This is a genomic window from Aureitalea sp. L0-47 (assembly GCF_026126405.1).
Taxonomy (GTDB): Bacteria; Bacteroidota; Bacteroidia; order Flavobacteriales; family Flavobacteriaceae; genus Pukyongia.
Map to the genome: position 1 here is coordinate 1 of NZ_JAFMTQ010000005.1, position 22,161 is coordinate 22,161.

19 protein-coding genes and 1 tRNA gene are annotated in these 22,161 nt (G+C 44.6%); 8 read left to right on the plus strand and 12 right to left on the minus strand.

The annotated features are described in order from the left end of the window. Positions 1-400: 400 nt before the first annotated feature. From J1N09_RS06830 to J1N09_RS06840, 3 genes are all read right to left on the minus strand, one after another. Positions 401-476, minus strand: a tRNA-His gene (locus J1N09_RS06830). Positions 477-550: 74 nt separating this feature from the next. Continuing rightward, the gene (bshB1, locus tag J1N09_RS06835; RefSeq protein ID WP_265199191.1) at positions 551-1,267 is read right to left on the minus strand and encodes a bacillithiol biosynthesis deacetylase BshB1; all 717 of its coding nucleotides are present in this window, start codon (positions 1,265-1,267) and stop codon (positions 551-553) included. Further along, positions 1,264-2,442 carry a trans-sulfuration enzyme family protein gene (locus J1N09_RS06840; RefSeq protein ID WP_265199192.1) on the minus strand — a complete coding sequence of 393 codons (1,179 nt, stop codon included), beginning with the start codon at positions 2,440-2,442 and terminating at the stop codon, positions 1,264-1,266. Before J1N09_RS06840 ends, bshB1 begins: the two co-directional genes overlap by 4 nt. A 64-nt stretch (positions 2,443-2,506) precedes the next feature. Between J1N09_RS06840 and hutI the strand changes: the two genes are divergently transcribed. From hutI to J1N09_RS06865, 5 genes are read left to right on the plus strand one after another with little or no spacing between them, the layout of a single operon-like run. After that, the gene (gene hutI / locus J1N09_RS06845) at positions 2,507-3,742 is read left to right on the plus strand and encodes an imidazolonepropionase (RefSeq protein ID WP_265199193.1); all 1,236 of its coding nucleotides are present in this window, start codon (positions 2,507-2,509) and stop codon (positions 3,740-3,742) included. Positions 3,743-3,747: 5 nt separating this feature from the next. After that, positions 3,748-4,737, plus strand: a complete 990-nt coding sequence (locus J1N09_RS06850) for an arginase family protein (protein WP_265199194.1) — start codon at positions 3,748-3,750, stop codon at positions 4,735-4,737. A gap of 14 nt (positions 4,738-4,751) precedes the next feature. Continuing rightward, complete coding sequence (gene ftcD / locus J1N09_RS06855; protein WP_265199195.1) at positions 4,752-6,443, plus strand: glutamate formimidoyltransferase; 1,692 nt, start codon at positions 4,752-4,754, stop codon at positions 6,441-6,443. Positions 6,444-6,445: 2 nt separating this feature from the next. Beyond that, the gene (locus J1N09_RS06860) at positions 6,446-6,907 is read left to right on the plus strand and encodes a GNAT family N-acetyltransferase (RefSeq protein ID WP_265199198.1); all 462 of its coding nucleotides are present in this window, start codon (positions 6,446-6,448) and stop codon (positions 6,905-6,907) included. A 48-nt stretch (positions 6,908-6,955) separates the two neighbouring features. Further along, the gene (locus J1N09_RS06865) at positions 6,956-7,753 is read left to right on the plus strand and encodes an MBL fold metallo-hydrolase (RefSeq protein WP_265199199.1); all 798 of its coding nucleotides are present in this window, start codon (positions 6,956-6,958) and stop codon (positions 7,751-7,753) included. A 2-nt stretch (positions 7,754-7,755) separates the two neighbouring features. On the opposite strand, the gene J1N09_RS06870 is transcribed toward J1N09_RS06865, so the two are convergent. The 5 genes from J1N09_RS06870 to J1N09_RS06890 form a co-directional block, all read right to left on the minus strand. Next, complete coding sequence (locus tag J1N09_RS06870) at positions 7,756-9,789, minus strand: prolyl oligopeptidase family serine peptidase (RefSeq protein WP_265199201.1); 2,034 nt, start codon at positions 9,787-9,789, stop codon at positions 7,756-7,758. 113 nt (positions 9,790-9,902) lie between these two features. Next, complete coding sequence (locus J1N09_RS06875) at positions 9,903-10,601, minus strand: HAD family hydrolase (RefSeq protein ID WP_265199202.1); 699 nt, start codon at positions 10,599-10,601, stop codon at positions 9,903-9,905. A gap of 46 nt (positions 10,602-10,647) precedes the next feature. Next, positions 10,648-12,339 carry an energy-dependent translational throttle protein EttA gene (gene ettA, locus J1N09_RS06880; RefSeq protein ID WP_265199203.1) on the minus strand — a complete coding sequence of 564 codons (1,692 nt, stop codon included), beginning with the start codon at positions 12,337-12,339 and terminating at the stop codon, positions 10,648-10,650. Positions 12,340-12,420: 81 nt separating this feature from the next. After that, the gene (locus tag J1N09_RS06885) at positions 12,421-12,819 is read right to left on the minus strand and encodes a four helix bundle protein (RefSeq protein ID WP_265199205.1); all 399 of its coding nucleotides are present in this window, start codon (positions 12,817-12,819) and stop codon (positions 12,421-12,423) included. Positions 12,820-12,898: 79 nt separating this feature from the next. Next, on the minus strand, positions 12,899-13,075 hold the full coding sequence (locus J1N09_RS06890) for a CAL67264 family membrane protein (RefSeq protein ID WP_265199411.1): 177 nt from the start codon (positions 13,073-13,075) through the stop codon (positions 12,899-12,901). Positions 13,076-13,180: 105 nt separating this feature from the next. Between J1N09_RS06890 and J1N09_RS06895 the strand changes: the two genes are divergently transcribed. The 3 genes from J1N09_RS06895 (at position 13,181) to J1N09_RS06905 (ending at position 16,913) form a co-directional block, all read left to right on the plus strand. After that, entirely contained in the window at positions 13,181-14,809 is a 1,629-nt protein-coding gene (locus J1N09_RS06895; RefSeq protein ID WP_265199207.1) for an acyl-CoA carboxylase subunit beta, read from the plus strand. 32 nt (positions 14,810-14,841) lie between these two features. Then, positions 14,842-16,368, plus strand: coding sequence for a hypothetical protein (locus tag J1N09_RS06900; RefSeq protein ID WP_265199209.1), 1,527 nt, complete (start codon positions 14,842-14,844; stop codon positions 16,366-16,368). A gap of 122 nt (positions 16,369-16,490) precedes the next feature. Then, entirely contained in the window at positions 16,491-16,913 is a 423-nt protein-coding gene (locus tag J1N09_RS06905) for a DoxX family protein (RefSeq protein ID WP_265199211.1), read from the plus strand. Between the two features lie 3 nt (positions 16,914-16,916). On the opposite strand, the gene J1N09_RS06910 is transcribed toward J1N09_RS06905, so the two are convergent. The 4 genes from J1N09_RS06910 to J1N09_RS06925 all read right to left on the minus strand — a co-directional run bounded on the left by J1N09_RS06910 (position 16,917) and on the right by J1N09_RS06925 (position 22,149). Next, entirely contained in the window at positions 16,917-18,233 is a 1,317-nt protein-coding gene (locus J1N09_RS06910) for a M24 family metallopeptidase (RefSeq protein WP_265199213.1), read from the minus strand. A gap of 79 nt (positions 18,234-18,312) precedes the next feature. Next, positions 18,313-20,031 (minus strand): TonB-dependent receptor plug domain-containing protein, encoded by a 1,719-nt coding sequence (locus tag J1N09_RS06915; protein ID WP_265199214.1) that lies wholly within the window; start codon positions 20,029-20,031, stop codon positions 18,313-18,315. Positions 20,032-20,129: 98 nt separating this feature from the next. Continuing rightward, positions 20,130-21,206 carry an AMP-binding protein gene (locus J1N09_RS06920; RefSeq protein WP_265199216.1) on the minus strand — a complete coding sequence of 359 codons (1,077 nt, stop codon included), beginning with the start codon at positions 21,204-21,206 and terminating at the stop codon, positions 20,130-20,132. Between the two features lie 10 nt (positions 21,207-21,216). Further along, a complete protein-coding gene (locus tag J1N09_RS06925) occupies positions 21,217-22,149 on the minus strand; it encodes a CPBP family intramembrane glutamic endopeptidase (RefSeq protein ID WP_265199217.1) in 933 nt (310 codons plus the stop codon). Positions 22,150-22,161: the final 12 nt, after the last annotated feature.

Genomic DNA, 22,161 nt, shown 5'->3' on the forward strand with positions numbered 1-22,161 from the left:
GATTCAGGGTCTCGGGATTACTCGCTATCACCTTCGTTAAAACTTCGGTGATCAGAGACGCTCGTGATCCCGGACCAAGCGTAAAAAAAGTGTCCGGTGGACACTTTTAGCGAAGGGGCCAGCCGGCGTGGTGGCTATTCCTTAATACACCGCTGCAGATACTATGGCTTCAATGTGCTTTTCATTCCTTGTCATTCTGAACTCGATTCAGGGTCTCGGGATTACTCGCTATCACCTTCGTTAAAACTTCGGTGATCAGAGACGCTCGTGATCCCAGAGATGGGAGAACTGCTCATAAAGCCTTCGCGCTTCGCACGAAATTCTTTCTTGTTTTCTGAAACCTGAAGCAAGCTTCGGTTCTGAAAACAAGAAAGCCTTCAACTTTTGTTGAAGGCTTTATGGGTGGAAGACGGGATTCGAACCCGCGACCCCTAGAACCACAATCTAGTGCTCTAACCAACTGAGCTACAACCACCATGTGTGCTCCGTATTATAAGCGGACGCAAATATAAATCTTTTAGCCTGCCTGTACAATACCCTTAGCTATTTTTTAAATAAGGTCGTCCAGGGAGTTTATGGCTACGTATCTTTCTACAGTATATCCTTCCCCATATTCCGTGCCAATTAATCGTCCTAGGTTACGATTCTTATACCTCAAACTCTCAGTGGCATTCTTACTGGAGATAGGTGTTTCCGGTTCCTTTGAATTTTCGTCGTAGAACTGGCTCTTATAAGCAAAGACCGCCTCCAGTTTCTTGTCCATGAATCCGGAAACATCAACTACGAAATCCGGCTCAAGATCCTTCCATTGAATGTAGTGATACACATGCTTCGGTCGCCAGGCTTCCTGAGCCTCACCATCCAATTTAGTTTCTATGCGTCGGAGTCCGCTGAGAAAACAAGCGTCGCTGGTAAGCTTACTGCCTTTTCCATGATCGATATGTCGGTCGTCCACCGCATTACAAAGTACCACATCAGGACGATACTTTCTCAACACCTGGATAATTGCGAGTTGGGATTCAGCATCATTCTGAAAAAATCCGTCCTTAAGCCCCAGGTTCTCCCTCACTTTAACTCCCAGGATCTCTGCTGCCCTATCTGCTTCTTCCTTCCTTATTGCCGCACTTCCACGTGTACCTAATTCTCCCCGGGTAAGATCGAGTATACCCACTGTCTTTCCTGCCGCTATCTCTTTGGCCAGGGTTGCCCCACAACTCATTTCCACATCATCGGGATGCGCCCCAATGGCTAAGATGTCTAACTTCATACTGTTGAATTTTGTAATTGATCCCGGGTAATAGCTTCAAAGGCCTGTTGCAGATCGGCAATAATGTCTTTCTTGTCTTCTATACCTATTGAAAAACGCAGCAGTCCATCCGAAATACCTTGTCGTTCACGCTCTTGGGGAGTTAGCAAAGCATGAGAGGTCTTGGCAGGCGACAAAATCGTAGATTCAACACCGGCGAGACTCATTGATTGCTTTATCAACTTAAGTGTTCTCATGAATTTCTCCGGATCAACGCTTGGTACAAGCTCAAACGACATCATCCCTGTATAGCCCTTCATCTGCTTTTTGGCCAGGTCGTGATCGGGATGGGTCTTTAAGCCGGGATAATACACCCTGGCCACCAACTCATGTGCATCCAGCCATTTAGCTATCTTTTTTGCATTCCGATTTTGGGCTTTTACACGAATTCCGAGGGTTTTCATACTTCGCTCCAGTAACCAAACGGTTTGATCACTTAAACTACCGCCCAGGTTCTTCCCAACGTTCCAGATCCTTTGAATATTTTCTTCTGAAGCAGCTACAGCTCCGGCACATATATCGCTATGGCCTCCCATATACTTGGTAGCACTATGGATCATAATATCGATTCCGAAATCGGCAGGGGTTTGGTTTATGGGTGATGCGAAAGTGTTGTCGATCATCGATACTAAATTAAACTCCTTTGCCAACCGAACGATCATTTTCAAATCGGTAATGAGCATCAGCGGATTTGAAGGTGTTTCAACGTAGATAACTTTTGTGTTGGGCTTGATCTTAGTTCTGAAATCATCTTCAGAAAAACCATCGGTAAAATCATACGCTATCCCGTACTTGGGAAATTCCTCAACCATAAAATTAAACGCACCACCGTAAATGGTCTTCTGAACAACCACATGGTCTCCTTTCTGCAAAAAAGCAAGCATAGTATGACTGATCGCTGCCATCCCACTTCCGAAGATCAACCCGGCTTCACAATGCTCCAACGCAGCTACTTTCTTTGATAATCCCTCCTGGTTCGGAGTGTTGAAGTAACGCGGATAACGTTTTACCTCCACATCTTCATAAGCATAAGAACTCGCCATATACAAAGGAGAAATAGCCCCTTTGTGTTGCTCGTCTAACAGCTCACCTACATGAGTGCAAATGGTGTTTACACCTGGTGATTTCGATTTCATTTTACCTGAATTTTTTTACTGTACTAAGTTATAAATTCCTTTTCAGGTTTGCTATCTTTGATCGATGAATGTTTTGCTAACCAACATCAAGGAACTCTTGCAAATACGGGAATTTCCGGTAAGAGCTTTAAGTGGCCCGGAGATGAACGATCTTCCCACACTCAAAAATGCCTGGTTACTTATAGAGGACGATCGCATCCTCAATTTCGGAGGAATGGAGGCAACTCCTGAAGGCTCATTCGACCAGGTGATCGATTGCAGCGGTAAAATAGTCCTCCCCTCCTGGTGCGATTCACATACACACTTAGTCTACGCGGGAAACAGGGAACAGGAATTCGTTGACAGGATCAACGGATTGAGCTACCAGGAGATCGCCGAAAAAGGAGGTGGGATCCTCAACAGTGCCAAAAAGCTTCAGGAAACTTCCGAAGAAGAGCTATTCCGGCAATCAGCTAAACGACTGGAAGAAGTCATGAGTCTCGGAACAGGCGCTATAGAAATTAAGAGTGGTTACGGACTAACTACCGAAGCTGAACTAAAAATGTTGCGCGTTGCGAAAAGACTGGACCAGGAATACCCGGTGACTGTAAAAACTACTTTTCTCGGTGCTCACGCAGTTCCGAAAGAATTCAAAAACAATAAAGACGCCTATATCGACCTGATCTGTAACGAAATGCTTCCCGCAGTGGCTGAAGGAAAACTGGCGGACTACGTGGATGTGTTCTGTGAAGAGGGCTATTTTAGCGTTGAAGACACCGATCGAATTCTCTCCTGCGCTGTTAAATTCGATCTCATCCCGAAGATTCATGTGAATCAGTTTAATTCCATCGGTGGGATTGCGGTAAGTATAAAACACAATGCCCTAACAGTGGATCACCTCGAGGTACTTAGTGACGACGATATAAAAGATCTGCAACATTCCGACACCATGGCGGTAGCACTTCCCGCCTGTTCTTTTTTCCTCGGAATTCCTTACACCCCTGGACGCACCCTTATCGATGCAGGAGTACCTTTGGCTCTTGCTACCGATTTCAATCCAGGCTCCTCGCCTACCGGAAACATGAATTTTGTTGTAGCCTCGGCCTGTATCAAAATGAAGCTTACTCCTGAAGAAGCTATCAATGCTGCTACTGTAAATGCAGCCTATGCCATGGGTTTAAGTGAAACACATGGCAGCATAACGAAGGGAAAAAAAGCCAACCTGATAATAACGAAAGAGATTCCATCTTACGGTTTCCTTCCTTATTCCTTCGGAAGTAATTGTATCGACAGTGTAATTTGTAACGGACAACTCTTATGAATGGTTTGAAGATATACAATCGGGAGTTTCTCACTTCGCAGGTTCGCCTGACGGAAGGAGAAAAAAAGTTCGCGGAAGTAGTAGGCGTTGTTGAAAAGCTTGAGGACATAAAAAAACAGAGGGCACCTTATGTGCTCTTCGGAATTAAAGAAGATGTAGGCGTACTGGCGAATTATGGTAGAAAAGGAAGTTCGGATGCCTGGGAAGCTTGTTTGAAAGCATTGCTTGATATGCAGGCAAACAGTCTCACCAAACCAGAATCCATTATAATTCTGGGAGACCTTGATTTCAGCAAGGAAATGAGGACAGCTTCGCTATTGGACCCCGATGGAGATAACTTCGGAGAGACCATTGGTAAACTGGTAGAACAAATTGATCTCGAGGTTTCACAATTGGTTCGTTTCATTGTATCTACAGGCAAGATCCCGGTTGCTATTGGTGGCGGTCACAACAATGGTTTTGGCCTTGTGAAAGGAGTAAGTGACGCACTGGGAGGACCAATCAATGTAGTAAGTATGGACGCTGATAGCAACTTCAAAGCATTAACCCACCGTCATAATGAGAATGCCTTTTCCTATGCCATGGAAAAAGGCTACGTGGACAGGTACGCCATTTTCGGTATTCACAAGAGCTATACGGCCCAGGAGGTGTACAACAGGATGGAGCAATTCAAGAACCGGATCGGGTTCTACTTTTTTGAGGATGTGATCATTCGTGAGAACCCCCCGTTTCATCAGGCGGTGAAGGTAGCAAAGCAGTTCATCAGGAATAAGAAATTCGGACTGGAGATAGACGTGGATGCAATTGAAGGTTTCCCATCCAGCGCTGAGACCCCAACCGGTTTTAGTATGACACAGGCGCGGCAGTTTGCGAGATTCTTTTCAAAGAACCCGCTTCCCTCCTACGTGCATATTTGTGAAGCCATCCCGGAAAAAACAGAAGTCAATACTGTTGGTAAAGCACTTGCTTCTCTTGTGCTCGATCTAACCGCTTAATCAATAGAATTATCATGCAAAGACAACTAATCGAATGTGTACCTAATATCAGCGAAGGCCGCGATGCCGAAAAGATCAAGGCAATCGCAGGTGTGGTTGAAACTGTTGAAGGAGTAAAACTACTGGATGTCGACCCCGGAAATGCCACAAACCGGACCGTCATTACTTTTGTAGGAGAGCCGGAACCAGTGATCGAAGCCGCCTTCCGACTCATAAAAAAAGCTTCTGAACTCATCGATATGTCGAAGCACAGTGGCGAACATCCCCGCTTTGGTGCCACCGATGTTTGTCCGTTAGTGCCAATCAGCAACATCACCATGGAAGAAGCTGCTGATTATGCACACAAACTCGGTGAACGAGTTGGTAAAGAACTTGGAATTCCAGGATATTTCTACGAGCAAGCGGCTTCAGAAGAAAAAAGAAAAAACCTGGCAAATTGCCGATCGGGTGAGTACGAAGGCCTGGCAAAAAAACTAGTGGACCCGCGCTGGAAACCGGATTTCGGACCGGCCGAGTTCAACGATGCAGTTGCTAAGACCGGTGCTACGGCCATCTCTGCGCGTGATTTCCTAATCGCATACAACATAAACCTGAACACCACCTCAACCCGACGCGCCAATTCAATTGCCTTCGATATTCGCGAGGCCGGAAGGGTGAAACGGGAAGGGAACCCGATCACCGGAAAAAAAGTAGTGGACGAAAACGGTGAACCTGTGCGTATTCCCGGAAAACTAAAAGCGGTAAAAGGAATTGGCTGGTATATTGAGGAATATGGCATCGCCCAGATATCCTACAACCTTACAAACATTTCGATAACCTCCATGCATGTTGCTTTCGACGAATCCTGTAAGGCCGCCGATAAAAGAGGGCTTAGGGTGACAGGTTCAGAATTGGTTGGGCTGGTTCCATTGCAAGCCATGCTGGATGCCGCCGATTATTTTTTACTGAAACAGCAACGATCGTTGGGTATTTCAGAAAGTGAAAAGATCAAGATCGCCGTGAAATCACTTGGCCTGGACGACCTGAAACCGTTCAACCCCAAGGAGAAGATCATTGAGTACATGATGGATTCCGAAGAAAAAAAACTGGTCGATCTTTCGATAACCGATTTTGCAGATGAAACAGCGGGCGAATCCATGGCGCCCGGCGGTGGTTCGATTTCGGCCTATGCAGGAAGTTTAGGCGTTGCGCTCGGGACCATGGTTGCAAATTTATCGGGACATAAGGCCGGTTGGGATGACCAATGGGAATTCTTCTCCAAGTGGGCCGAAAAAGGCCAGGAATACCTGAATAAATTACTCTACCTAGTAGACGAAGACACCAATGCGTTTAACAAGATCATCGATGGTTTTAGAATGCCTAAATCCACAGAAGAAGAAAAAACTGCAAGAGCCGAAGCTATCGAAGAGGCCACTAAATACGCCACTGAAATCCCCTTCCAGGTTATGGAAACAGCCCATGATTCCATGGAGGTAATGGAAGCAATGATGGACAAAGGACTTCAGACTTCCCTTTCGGATGCAGGGGTGGGAATTCTATGTGCGAGGGCAGCGGTAGTTGGTGCTTATTTCAACGTTAGGATCAATGCCAAGGATATCAAGGATCGGGATTATGCTGAAGATATACTGAAAAGAGCTAAAGACATCTACGAATCGGCAAACAGCCGTGAACAGCAAGCGATAAAGCAGATCGATACGAAATTGTAATCATGGAACTCGAGATCGTTCCGTTTCAAAAGGAATATTCTTCCCATTTCTACGACCTCAATATTGAATGGTTGGAAACTTATTTTTATGTGGAAGATTTCGACCGGGAGGTGCTTAGTGATCCTCAGCAATTCATAATTGATCCTGGCGGTCATATATTCTTTGTGAAGCAGGGAGAAAAAATCCTCGGAACTGTTGCGCTGATGCCCCACATAAGCGGTTGCCTTGAACTCACAAAAATGGCCGTTCACCCTTCAGCAAGAGGTAAAAAGATCGGTCAATTATTGATGCAATACTGCATTGATTTCGCAAAGGAACGGGGCGAAACAAAGCTTCTACTCTATTCTAACACCATACTGGAAAACGCCATACATATCTATCGAAAGTACGGATTCGTAGAAGTACCCGTGGAAGCCAACAGCCCTTATAAACGAAGTAATATTAAGATGGAATTAACCTTGTAGCAGGTTTGAGTGGGGATAAACTTCGTATTTTTACGAAAAGTATCTACTATGAAATTCCTTTATGTATTGCTATTTGCGGCAGTCCTCACCAGCTGTAAATCCGAGAAAGAACAACCGGCAATAGCCGAATCAGAACCCATTGCCGACAATGAGATGGTGGTTCAGCAAGAAGAGAAGTTTGAGATCACACCCATTTCCCATGCTACCATGGTCCTGAACTGGGACGGAACCATCATTTACGTGGATCCGGTAGGTGGTGCTGAAGCATTTGCAGGTAAGCCGTCACCGGACCTCATCCTTATAACCGACATCCACGGAGACCATCTCAACCTTGAAACCCTGCAAGCTGTAAGCACCGATAAAACCAAGATGATGGTGCCACAAGCAGTGGCCGATAAGCTACCTGCTGAATTTGACGCCCAGGTGGATGTACTGAATAACGGCGACACCAAAGAGCGTTATGGGTTTGCGGTGGAAGCGATTCCTATGTACAACTTGAGGGAAGAAGCACTGAAATTTCATATAAAGGGACGCGGTAATGGTTATGTGATAGAGAAGGATGAAAAACGGGTATACATTTCCGGAGATACAGAGGATATCCCCGAAATGCGAGCTTTGAAAGATATCGATGTCGCCTTTGTTTGTATGAATCTACCCTATACCATGACCGAATTAGCTGCTGCCAAAGCAGTTGTCGACTTTAAACCCAAAAATGTCTACCCCTATCACTATCGTGGAAGCGAAGGATTCAGTGATGTGAACAAATTCAAAGGCTGGATCATGAAATCGAGTGCATCAAAGGATATTAAAGTAGTTCAGCTAGATTGGTATCCAAACAAGGAATAATCTTATTCCTTGTATTTCTCAAACCAAGCCAACGTATGTGCGATCTTGGTGATCAGGTTACTCGGCCGCGCTGCGATGCCGTGTGACGCCTCTGGAATTTCCACTAAAACCGTCTCGATCTTCCGTAATTTCAAAGCGTGATACAACTGCTTAGCTTCGCTAGGCGGTGTGCGCAGATCGTTCATTCCTACCATTACCATGGTTGGTGTTTCGATATTACCTACCAGTGAAAGCGGAGAAAATTTCCAATAGACTTCAAAATTCTCCCACGGTTGACCCGGATAGCGGGAATTGGCATAGCCGTAATAATTGTCAGCTACCAACGTCTTACTGATCCAGTTCACCACCGGTTTTGCCACAACCGCAGCTCTGAATCGATCCGTCTTGCCAACGATCCATGCCGTCATAATACCTCCGGCACTTCCGCCAGTGACATAGAGCTGGTCTTTGTCAATTTTTCCTTTCGCGATCAAAGCATCCACACCATCCATCACATCGTTGTAATCCTGACCGGGATAATTATTGTACAACAGATTTCCGAACTCTTCCCCGTAGCTGGTACTTCCTCTCGGGTTGGGATAAAAAACAATGTAACCTGCAGCCGCATACAGTTGCATTTCAGCAGAGAAATTCGGACCGTAATTCAGTATCGGCCCACCATGGTTTTCTACCAAAAGCGGATATTTTTTTCGTTTGTCGAACTTCGGCGGATATACCACATAACCATGTAATTCGCGGCCATCGAAAGAAGATGTATACCACATCTCCTCCACTGGTCCCATAATTCGGTAATCTAGCAGATCCGAATTAACCGAGGTCAGTATTTTTGGTTCTTCCTGCCCCATTTTTATTACCGCAACATCCGCCGGCCGGTCTGGGAACGAGATCGTATATGCGATGGTTCCGTTTTTAGAAACGGTGTAGCTACCACTTGAATAGGGACGACCAAGTGTGGTTCCACCTGCGTCATCCGCTATATCAGTTATTTTACCATTTAGGTCTATGAAACCGATCTTGTTCAGGCCTTTGTCTTTATACATGAAGTAAAGCCCCTTACTGTCACTGGCCCACTGTATGTTGGATGTAGACCGATCTAATTTCTTCGAAAGAATGCGTTTGTTCTTCCCGTTGGCATCCATAAGTTCGATTTTCCGGGTCTGGTAGGTTTGTATCTTATCTTTAAAACCAATGGAAGCAATGTATTTCCCATCGGGTGAGGCCTTTGGTGAGCTGTCTGGCCCTGGGCGATCAGTAAAAGTCTCATACAGCAGGGTTTCTGTATTGATCGCATAAATTTCTGAATTCCTGAAATCGTATTCCCAGTCTTCATTGAGGTTTGCCGAAAAGTAGATCTTCAGTCCATCCGGCGACCATGATAGGTTTCCTCCATGGTTTCGATCCCAACTGGTCATTTGCCGTGGCGTTCCTCCTTCCGAAGGAATTGTAAAGATGTGTGTAAAGCCGGGTTCGATATAACCGGATCCATCTGACTCATGCTTAAGGCGATCGGTAATTCTAGGTGATTCCGCCCATTTTGCACCTTTGGGCTTGGAGGGCATTTTAGCAATTACCGGTGCCTTAGCCGCTACTTTCATGGTGAAGGCTATTCGCTTGCCGTCGGGCGACCAGCTTAAATTTGACGGACTTTTCTCCAATTGTGTGAGTTTAGCTGTAGCTCCGGTATTGGTCCAATAGATAAATATCTCGCTTCCTTCGTCTGTACTTCGCACAAAGGCGATCCTGTCTCCACTGGGCGACCATCTTGCCTGGCGTTCATTACCTTCGAAGTTGGTGAGCTTGTGGTGGATCTTTCGGTCGTCTGTGCTTAGTATCCACAAATTACCTTTAGATCGATCTTTCATCACATCGAACCCGGTTCTCCGGTATACAATGTATTCTCCATCGGGAGATATCCGCGGATCCCCTGTGTATTCAAGTTGAAACACATCCAGGTATTCAAATTCTTTCTGAAGCTGTGCCTGGAGTTGAAAACAAAATAGTAGTGTGATTAAGGCGAGAAAATATCTTTTTTTCATTGCTGAATTTTTGAAGAAGTTAAAGATACTCGATTTCCGAAGGCTAGTCAAACATATGTTTTAATTAGCCGGAAGGGAAGTCAATTTGATTGAAACAACCCTTTCAGAAGCAATTAAACCACTCCCAGGTGTTCCAGCATTTCTGTGGCTGAGTCCAACAACCTGAAGTTGAGATGCTCAACAGGTTCTTTTACCACTTCATGCTCCCAGGTAGTGTGAAATGGAATGTGAAAGGCATGTGCACCAATATTGAGAACGGGCAGTATATCACTTTTTACTGAATTCCCTACCATCAGAAATTCTTCGGGTGTGACGTCCAGGTGCTTTACCAGTTTTGAATACTGAGCTTCGGTCTTATCCGAAACGATCTCGATGTGGTGAAAGTATGGTTCAAGACCCGATTTAATAAGTTTGCGCTGCTGGTCCAGCAGATCACCTTTAGTAGCCATTATCAAGCGATAATTGCCGTTGAGACGCTTCAAAGTATCTTCGATCCCGTCCAGTACTTCAACGGGTTCCTGCAGCATTTTTTTTCCTCTTTCTATGAGGGTATTTATTACTGAAATGGGAACTTTTCCATCGGAAAATCGGATGGCAGCTTCAATAAGCGATAGCGTGAATGGCTTAATTCCATAACCATAAAGCGGAAGGTTCTGCATCTCCACCTCGAACAAGAGTCGGTTGCATTGTTCCTCATCCAGGTAATCTACCATCAGCTCACAGAACTCTTTCTCAGCATTTCTGAAAAAAGGTTCGTTTACCCATAGGGTGTCGTCGGCATCGAAGGCTATGGCTTTGATGTTCTGGAGCATGCTAGTATCTTAGTATGTTGGTATTTTAGTATGTTATTAGGCAGAACTAGCGAATGAGTTTTTTGTATTTGATTCGTTTCGGAAGTAGATCGCCTCCCAAACGTTTTTTCTTATTCTCTTCGTAATCACTGAAGCCACCTTCAAAGAAGTACACCTGGCTGTCACCTTCGAACGCCAGTATATGCGTACAGATCCTGTCGAGAAACCAACGGTCGTGCGAAATGATCACCGCGCAGCCCGCAAAGTTTTCCAGTCCTTCTTCCAGTGCCCTCAGGGTATTTATGTCCAGGTCGTTAGTTGGTTCATCCAGCAAGAGTACATTCCCCTCTTCCTTCAATGTCATTGCAAGGTGTAGGCGGTTTCGCTCCCCACCGGACAGCATATTCACTTTCTTATTCTGTTCACTTCCGCTGAAATTAAACCGACTTAGATAAGCACGAGAATTCACCTGTCTGCCACCCATCATAATTAGTTCCTGACCATCGCTAAAATTCTCCCAAATGGTTTTTTCGGGATCAATATTGGAATGCGCCTGGTCCACATAGGCCAATTTCGCTGTTTCACCTACCTCAAATGTCCCTTTATCAGGGGTCTCTTCACCCATGATCATTCTGAAGATTGTCGTCTTCCCGGCTCCGTTCGGACCGATAATCCCCACAATACCTGCCTGTGGCAAATTGAAATTCAGGTCTTCGTAAAGCAGTTTGTCAACGTAGGCTTTCGACACACCCTTAGCTTCGATCACATTGGTTCCCAATCGTGGTCCGTTGGGAATATAGATCTCCAGTTTTTCGTCCAGTTGTTTCTGGTCTGCACTCGCTAGTTTCTCATAGTTGCTCAAACGAGCTTTTTGTTTTGCCTGTCTACCCTTTGGAGCCATACGCACCCATTCCAACTCCCGCTCAAGGGTCTTCTGGCGTTTACTAGCCTGTTTTTGTTCCTGCTCTAGGCGCTTGGCCTTTTGCTCCAGCCATGAAGAGTAGTTTCCTTTCCATGGTATTCCCTCTCCCCTGTCGAGTTCGAGAATCCATCCCGCTACGTTATCGAGAAAGTATCGGTCGTGTGTTACCGCTATCACGGTTCCTTTGTACTGAGCCAGGTGATGTTCCAGCCAGTGCACGCTTTCAGCATCGAGGTGGTTGGTAGGCTCATCAAGGAGCAGCACATCTGGCTCTTTGAGTAATAGTCGGCACAGGGCTACACGTCGCCTTTCTCCTCCGGAGAGTACACTGATCGGCTTATCCCCTTCCGGTGTGCGAAGCGCATCCATAGCGATCTCAAGTTTGGTATCGAGTTCCCAGGCGTTAGTAGCATCGATCTTATCCTGAAGTTTCGCCTGTTTGTCCATAAGCTGCTGCATCTTATCTGCATTTTCATAGACTTCCGGCAGGCCAAACATATCGTTGATCTTATTGTACTCATCCAGTACATCCACTACTTCCTGGACGCCCTCTTTTACGATCTCGATTACCGTTTTGGATTCATCTAATTGAGGCTCCTGCTCCAGGTAACCTACGGTATATCCTGGCGCGAATACTACATCACCCTGGTGGTTCTTGTCGATTCCTGCGATTATTTTCAGCAAGGTGGACTTACCGCTACCGTTAAGACCAAGGATACCGATCTTGGCACCGTAGAAGAAACTTAGATAGATATTTTTTAAAACGGGAGTCTGCGCACTCTGGTACGTCTTCGATACTCCCGACATTGAGAAGATAACTTTCTTATCGTCGGACATTATTTAGTAAATATGTTATTTGTTGTTTGATGTTCGTTGTTCGATGTTTGTTGTTCGTTGTTCGTTGTTCGTTGTTCGTAATTATGGAGAATTTTTGAATTTCTGGCCTTTAAATTGCGAGGCTCTTAAATATTTCATTAGCGCTCCGATCCTATTCATTAATTCATTACAAAATTCAGATAATTTCTGAAACTGTTCACTTGTGATAAGCCCTTTGTCAAGTGCTCTGTATGCTTGTGATTTCAGTTCATTCGAGGACCCCTTTGCATAACTAAGAAAATTATGAAATTCTCTATTTCCGTCTCTTCCGAATCCTTCAGCAATATTGTCCATGATTGAACCTGAACTACCTTCCATTTGGTTCATTAATCTTGGATTAAAACGAATCCTGGTAGTTTTGAATAAACATTCGACAAACTTACTGGTTTCCCTGGCGATCCGCCAGATTTCGAGATCTTCAAATTTTCGGACTTTTCCCATACAGATATGTTTAAATTTATATCCGTTTAAATCCGATTCACTTTAAACAAAGAACACTAAAAACAATAAACCAGGAACACTAAACTCGCCCTTTCAGAGCATTAAAAACCCAGGCTATCGCAAAGAAGCCAATACCTACGGCGGCAAACCCCCATCCTGCTACATCTTCATACCTAAAGGCACCTAAAATAATCAGCCCAACACCTACAAAAATCATGATAAAGGTTGCCCAGGCCAATACTGTATTCTTATTCATCATATAGTTAGAAATTAAAGAGCAGCAACAAATATCGTTAATTAATCGTGAATTCGGTAAGCATAAGTTCACACTTTTGTATTTTTGAGTAAATGTATTGATCGAATGGATATCAACTTCAACAAGAACGAAGATCACAATAAATTACTCCTCTCCGAACTCCGAAAACGCCTTACGAAGGTAAAGCAAGGTGGCGGCCCTAAAAGAATAGAAAAACATCACGCAAAGGGTAAAATGACGGCCCGGGAACGTGTTGATTACCTTCTGGACGACAAGAGTGATCGCATTGAAATTGGTGCTTTTGCAGGGGACGGAATGTACGAGGAGCACGGAGGATGCCCCAGTGCCGGAGTTGTGGTGAAAATTGGTTATGTCCAGGGAAAACAATGCATAGTGGTAGCTAACGATGCTACCGTAAAAGCAGGGGCATGGTTCCCCATCACAGGTAAAAAAAACCTGAGGGCACAGGAGATCGCTATGGAAAATCGATTGCCTATCATCTACCTGGTGGACAGTGCAGGGGTTTACCTGCCTATGCAGGATGAGATCTTCCCAGACAAGGAACACTTCGGAAGGATCTTCAGGAACAACGCCGTAATGAGCAGTATGGGAATCACCCAGATCGCTGCGGTCATGGGTAGTTGCGTTGCGGGTGGTGCATACTTACCGATCATGAGCGATGAAGCACTCATCGTGGATAAAACAGGAAGTATCTTTCTGGCCGGGAGTTACCTGGTAAAAGCTGCTATTGGTGAATCTATCGACAACGAAACACTGGGTGGTGCAACAACACATTGCGAAATAAGCGGGGTCACCGATTATAAAGCAAAGGACGACAAGGACGCACTGGACACCATAAAGAACATCGTATCAAAAATTGGCGATTACGACAAAGCCGGTTACAACCGAGATACACCATCTGCACCAAAAGAAGATCCGAAAGAACTCTTTGGAATTCTACCTAAATCCCGGGCCGACCAGTACGACATGCTTGAGATCATCAAGCGACTGGTGGACGATTCAGAATTTAAACAATACAAAGAAGGTTATGGTAAAACAATTCTTACTGGCTACGCACGAATCGATGGTTGGGCGGTTGGTATAGTTGCAAACCAACGAAAACTCGTAAAGACCAAAAAAGGCGAAATGCAGTTTGGTGGCGTGATCTACAGCGACAGTGCCGATAAGGCCACGCGCTTTATCGCAAATTGCAATCAGAAGAAAATACCATTAGTGTTTATACAAGATGTTACGGGCTTTATGGTGGGCAGTAAAAGTGAACACGGAGGTATCATCAAAGACGGCGCTAAAATGGTAAATGCCGTAAGTAACAGTGTGGTCCCTAAGTTCACCATTGTTATTGGAAATTCCTATGGCGCTGGTAATTATGCCATGTGCGGTAAGGCGTACGACCCTAGATTGATAGCAGCCTGGCCAAGTGCCGAATTAGCAGTGATGAGCGGGAACAGTGCTGCGAAGGTGCTGCTTCAGATAGAGACTGCATCTTTGAAAAAAGAAGGCAAAGAGATCACTCCAGAGGTAGAAAAAGAACTATACGACAAAATCAAGGCCCGCTACGACAATCAAATTTCGCCATACTACGCCGCGTCGCGCATCTGGACCGATGCAGTGATAGATCCATTGGATACCCGTACCTGGATCTCCATGGGTATTGAAGCGGCTGATCATGCGCCCATAGAGAAGCCTTTTAATTTGGGAGTGATACAGGTTTAAAGAATATTTCCTCAACATTTAAAAATCAAGCTATGAATAATTTCAAGTTTGTTTTACTTTTGATTGTTTCTATGGTAATGGTTGGTTGTAGTACCGACAATACCGATACAACCCCAGATCCTCAGGATCCCGATCCGGTAAATAATGATCCCACGACCATAACCGCTTCACCCGTAGTAATTGAAACTACCGGAGCCAATGGTATAACAGTCTCCTTTACAATAAGCGAAGAAGGAAGCGGCAGCGGGGTAACTGAAGTTGGAGTGGTTTGGTCTGAAAGTCCTAATCCTACCATTAATGACGATAAGATTGCATTCAGTAGTCCCGGAACTTACAAGGCTCAGCTCGCATTCCTGGAAGAAGAGACAACCTATTACATTCGTTCCTATGGAACAAATAGTGGCGGAACGGTTTATAGCGATCAAGCTACAGAAACCACGCTAAGCTTTGCCAACCGGCTTATTCTTAATGGGGACATTACATTAACCACGCAACAAGAACTCCTCGATTTTGGATATCAAAACTACTCCGAGGTTGTGGGAAGATTAACAATTGTTAGCTTCGGAAGCCAAAGCATTAACGATGTTACGACACTTCAGACTCTTATAAAAATCGGAAGTTTAGACATTCAGAATAGTGAAGGAATCACAAATCTTCTCGGATTTAAAAATCTAAGAGAATTAACCGGTTTCCTGATAGTCAGTAGTAATTTGAATCTAACATCCCTTGAGGGCTTAAATCAACTGATTAGTGTAGGTGATTTCATTTTTATTGAAAGAAATGATAACTTAACGAGTATCAGTGCGTTGGCTAATTTGACATCCACTTTCGATATATCCATTCGTGATAATGAGATCTTAACTTCACTGAATGGTCTTCAAAACATCAGTACAATTAATGGTTATCTGGTAATTGCGTTTAATGATTCTCTTACTGATATCTCTGCTTTACACGACATTGATCAGGTTGACGATGAATTTGCCATTGTAAATAATCAAAGCCTTCAAGTGGTGAATGGTTTTAATAATCTGACAATAGCAGGAGACGACATATATATCGAAGAAAATGACAACTTGATTACAATTTCCGGATTTAATGCTCTAGCATCAGTTGAAAGAGAATTTAGCATCAGAAATAATGCTTCATTAACAGGGATAAATGGATTTGCATCTCTCAACAACACAGGAGATGATTTTAAAATAAGAGCGAATCCGGCACTCATTTCAATCACTGGCTTTACAAGCCTTGAAACCGTTGGAGACTTCTTTAGTATAGACGTTAACTCTTCATTGACTACTATCCAGGCTTTCGATGCATTAGTTAATATTGATGATGCATTTTATATAGCTTACAATGATTCACTGACAGATCTTGATGCTTTTTCGAACCTCCTGAACACTGGGGATTGTACAATTATTTTCAATACTTCCCTAACGGACTTTTGTGGTTTATTCAACCTCGTTAGTAATCCTGGTGGTATTCAGTTTTTCTATACGGTTGAGGGTAATGCATACAATCCTACTCGTGACGATATTCTTAATGGTAATTGCAGTATCTGATGTGTAGGTAAATAGGTAGATTCTGTATTCACTTGACGGATAATGGGGTCAAATCTGACAAAAATCATTGGTTATTCCCTTAATAATGAGTATCTTAAGAAATTGAATCAAACCTTTTTATTATGGGAACTATAAAAACCTGGAACAAATGGGCCAATAGACATTCCTATTACCCATTGGATTTTCTGCGTATTGCCCTGGGTGTGTTTCTCTTTATAAAAGGAATAAATTTTATGGGCAATACTCAAATGCTCCTCGAACTGGTACAGCCCCTGCAAAGTATCGGGGGTGAAATGATCATGATCCATTATGTGGCGCCAGCTCATTTCGTGGGAGGCTTGTTAATAGCCTTTGGATTGCTTACTCGCTGGGCCATTTTAGCACAGCTACCGATACTTGTTGGAGCGATTCTTATCAATGCTATGGGTGATTTGAATTCGTTCGACCTTATAATGGCGCTTCTAACCTTTATCGTTTGTGTATTCTTCCTGTTCTTCGGATCTGGAAAACACTCGGTTGATTACTCGTTGAAAATGCAGAAATGAACTCTATTCTGCAGGAATAGGCCTGATCTCGGTTTGACGGCCATTTACATATCGAAAACCATCCTCCCCATAAAATCCTGCTTCTTCCAGCATGATACGTATATCTTTTTGCCATTCATCAATAGTTACCGTCGTATTTAATTCGATCGCATATACGGTATTCGGATAGAGTGGGTAATCACCATTCACCGGCACACCTCCCTGCGAATCCCACATTCCAATCGTTGGCCCTGAACTATGCCCATAGGTCCCCAAAGGATGGGTGTAGATGGAAGGACGTAATCCTTCGACTTTCCCTTCCGAAAGTGATTTCAGTAGTATCTCGTTTCCCGTTAGTCCTGTTTTAAAATTAGATGTGAAAATATCCTGTACGCGGTTTCCATCGGCAAATGCTTTCCGAAGAAAACCAGGCACCTCCTTCTCGCCTTCCCTTAGCACATAGGCGTGCTGCTGGCAGTCGGTATTAAGCCCAATATAAGTGATCCCGAAGTCACAATGCAGCAAATCTCCCGGTACGATCACTTTATTCTTATCACCTTTGGTGAAGGAGTAGATATGACTCTTCAATTCCTCATCCGTTCGCTGAATGTCGACCGTTGGATGGAACCATGTTTCGAGGCCCATGTCGGTCACTTTTTGTCGCATCCACCACACTACATCATCGGTTGTAGTTTTTCCAGGTGTTATTACTTTTTCTGAAAAAGCCTCGGCAATAATGCCATGCGTAATTTCTACCAGGGTGTTGTACAGCTCCATTTCCTTGGCGGTCCGTGTCTCAATCCACCCGATGGCAAGTTTTTCTGCGGAAACCAATTTGGATTCCAGGTCATCAGGAAGTGCATCAAGAAGTTCGCTATAATCTGTATAAACCAGGCCATCCGCAATTCCGAAGTGTTCCGAAATATTGATGCCTATCTTTTTGGGATTTCTCTCACGAATGATCTCAACCAGCCGTGCCCATTGATTCGGTTGCTTTTCCTTGTCCCAGGCCGAAGTGATATTCTCTCCTACATCGTATCGCGCAACTGCAAGCTTATCGATAGTATTCGCTTCCTTGTTTCTGTAAAAGACCAGCATGGTTCTTCTGCGGGCATTCAGCCATCGTGCCGGCAACATGGTACGCATCACGGGATCCTCGTTGTATTCCCTGGCGATCACCAGCCACATGTCTATATCCGCACGATCCATTAAAGACGGTAAGAGGTTATTAAAACGATCGGCCAGGATCTCGTCTTTTAGTGTAGCGCGGTCCCATTCGTTGAGGACTTGTGATTGAATTGTAAGACTTCCGAGGAACAAAAAGAAAAGTAAGATTCGCATGAAATTCAATTTTTTTCTAAATATACAGCATAAAAAAAAGAGCCGCAACAGCGGCTCTTTTTCCTGATTCATAATTGGGTTATAGCACAGCGATGCGATCCATCAGCTGTAGTTTCTTGTCATCGGATATACGAACTAACTGTATCTCCTTGGTTTGTCCCGAACGTCCATAATTCCGGTAGATAGTTAGCTTAACGTAGGTGGGACCCTCCACATCAAGATACTCTCCTTCTTCCAGTGGATGCCCTACTTTGAGATAGTATGATCCGCTTTGTAGCTCAGGGAGTTCGAAGATCTCCGGGCCATAACCCGCTTCGTTATTACTGATTAGCCGTCCTCCTTTTCGTGTCCGTGGATTCTCAGGTGTGGCGATCTCGAGATTAGGATCTATAACCGTAAGATCCAGGTCTACATCAGGACGGTTCCAGTCGATCACAATTCGTATGTCCTTCCCTACTTTCTTGAGGGCCGACTCACGAATTTTATAGGTTTCACGCGCCTCCTTTGAGTTCCTTAAGATACGTGTGATATCATTTTCGATAATGGTACCGTACTCTTTATCTAAACCTGCTCTTTGAGTTACAGAGAAAAGTAACTTAATGGCTTCATTTTCATTTCCTGTTTCTTCCAGCATTAATGCCAGGTCTCTATACGACTGAGGCTCATCGGGCTGCAGCTCCAATAACTTTCGATACAGCTTCACTGCATCCATATCCTTGTCCTGCTCTTCCAGTTTATATGCAAGTACTTTCAGTAGTTGAGGGTCCGAACTATCCACTTCAGCAAAAGTATTGAGCACTCCCATGGCAAAATCCGGGTCTATCTTTTTGAATCGGTCAAATACATCCACATAGAAGGCAGGGTCCTCTTCGTTGCCTTTTCGCAATTCCATGTAGGTTGCCATCCGTTCTCTACTGTTGAGGATGGATTTAACCATGGATTGATAAGGGCTGCTGTAGCCAAGTTCCACAGCTGTTCGTTCATTGGCCAGGGCAGTACGGGTTTCTTCCTGCGCGGCGAGGTAGCGTTCACTATAAGGAACGTACGGTCCGGCCTCTTCTGTTTTCTGTGATCCTGATTTGGTGGTTATCAATACAACCCCATTCCTTCCATCTTGTCCGTAGAGCACCGTTGCACTGAGTCCGCGAAGTACTTTTATCGATTCAATATTGTTCGGGTCCAGATCTAGAAAACGACTGCTGGTAATGGCGCCTCCGCCGGCTAGTCCGCCAATGTCATTAGTCCCAGCATTGAATGGTGCGCCATCCACCATGATCAGTGGAGTGTTATCACCTGTGATGGAACTCAATGAGCGAATGGAAAAGTTAGTGGTTGAACCGCTAATCCCTGATGCGCCGATAATACGTGCACCCGGTACTTTCCCCACTATCGAACGAATGGCGTCCGTCTCAGGTTTGTTTTCAATGAGAGATCCATCGATGACCGTGATGGAGGTCGGATTTAACTTCTCGTCTTTTTTCACCCCATAGGTCTCAAGGTAGACTACGCCAAGCTCCTCAATGGTCATAATCACATCGATTCGTCCCGCCTGATTCACCTTTTTCGTCTGTTTTCCATAGCCTACATAGGAGAAAACCAACTCCTGGCCTACCTCCACATCTATGGTGTAGTTTCCGTCAAAATCGGCTGTAACTCCTTTTTGGACATTCTTAACCTGAACAGTGGCACCGTTCAGGGGAACATTGTAATCATCGGTCACCGTTCCGGTAACTGTGACAGTTTGTGCATAGGATTGAAGCACAAACAAGCAAAAAATAGCAGTAAATATTTTTTTCATAACGCTTTGGTTTTAAAGAATTTCCATAAAACTAAGCTCCGTATTCACGAAAATAAACAACAATTGAGTAAACAGCCACTTTGGGCGAGGGAAAATCCTTATTTGTATTTCTGAAGGACCTGGAGTATGTCTTTTCGCTTCAGTTTACCGGTTTCGGTATATACAAATTTTGAAAGGCTGTACACGCGCTTGGGTCGTTCGTAGGACTCCAATTTCTCAAAAGCCCGGGATAGGTTGGGCACGGAGCGTTCGTCTCCTTCGTAAACCAGGATCACCCTTTCACCAAGCTCAGGATCTTTTTCAGAAGCAACCATAAAACTACTTTCAATATCAGATGCAAGCTTAGCTTCTACTACTTCCGGGTAGATTTTCACACCACCACTATTGATCACGTTGTCGTAACGACCGTGCCAGGTGAAGTTGGTGGGCGAATGTAAACTAACCACGTCGTTAGTAGTTATGGGTTTATCCAGGATCTTTGGTGCGTTTATAACCAGGCATTGCCTTTCATCGGTTGAGAACTTTACATCAGGCAAGGCCGAGAAGGATTCGCTTCGTGCCGGGCCGTTGATCCTTCTAACCGCAACATGAGTAGCCGTCTCTGTCATACCATAGGTAGCAAAAACTTCCGTTTCCACATCCTGCAATTTCTCCTCTAGTTCGGCAGGTATCCGACCCCCGCCAATGATCATTTTCTGAACCTTGCTCAATGCAGGAAGCGAATGCCAGGCCTGGTAAGGAACCATGGCAACAAAGTCGTAATCATTATCGTATTCGGTAAGCGAGTCTTTCGAAGGCATTACCACGTGCAGATCCCAGCCCAGTACCATGGCACGAACCAGCATCATTTTCCCGGCTATGTAATCTGCCGATAAACACAACAAACCGCGCGTACCACTTCCCGTTTTAAAATAGGCGCCCGTAGCTTTCGCACTGTTGATCATGTGCTCCTTCTTAAGCTGCATCTCTTTGGGTTTCCCTGTGGATCCTGAAGTTCTTACGGTTACAGTTTCACTGAAATCCAACCATTGTTCTATGAATCGAACCACGCTTTCTTCCTGGGCATCGCCATCTTCGAGGAGCCCATCGGCAAAATTCAACACTTCTTCAGCCGAGGAAAATTCAAGGCCGTTCAGCTTAAAGGAGGGATGAAGTGTTTGTGAGGTTAGTTCCACAGCTGAATAATTAGGATGCTTGATCGGTTACTTCTGAAAGTGGCTCGGGTGGTGGCTCCACTTTCCCTAAGAGTTTGTCACTCCAGCCCTTCCATTTGTAGCGCCAGGCCATAAGGGCAAGGAAGATCGGGTAGGTTATTACTACCGACATGATGATCTCGAAACCAGCAGAGGGTTCGGAAATATCTTTGAATACAGAGTTGGTTTGAAATACGGTCCAGTCGGAAGTAACTAGAAGCGCCGCGATGATGTTGTTTCCTGCATGAAATCCAAGGGCTAGTTCCAGTCCTTCATCCATCAGGGTAATGATCCCAAGGAAGAGTCCCGTTCCGATATAGTAGACCATAATAATGTATCCCAACTTTTCGACTTCAGGATTCATGGAGTGCATAATTCCGAAGAGAACTGAAGTTACAATAAGCGGCATCCACCTATTTTTTGCCAGAACCCCAATCCCTTGCATCAGGTATCCCCTGAACATATATTCCTCAAAGCTGGACTGCAGAGGAATAAGTAAGAAGCTTATAAGGGCAAGTACCAGGAAGGGTACTAGATCGAACTGAAGAACAAAATCGTCCGGATTGGTATAATATGCAACCAGGGTTAGCCCGGTTGTGGTAACGGCTATCAATCCAAATCCAAAAAAGACCCGCCCCCAGTCAATTTTCTTTCTACTTGTAGTAAGTGATAGAATAGGCTGCTGGTGTACTAACTTCACCCAAACAAAGATCGCACCAAGGAATAGTGCAAAAGGGATGAGATTCTCTAAAAACACCCGGTTAGATCCTTTTTGTTCTATCTGATCCCGCATTAAGGCATCCACATCCATATCCAACAGCAATACCACGGCATAATTCAATGCGAACAATCCCAGCAACCCAAGTGCCGGGAGGAGATAACGCCACCAATCGTGCTTGTACTTAAACGCCTGGGCTATGAACATATGATAAACAGT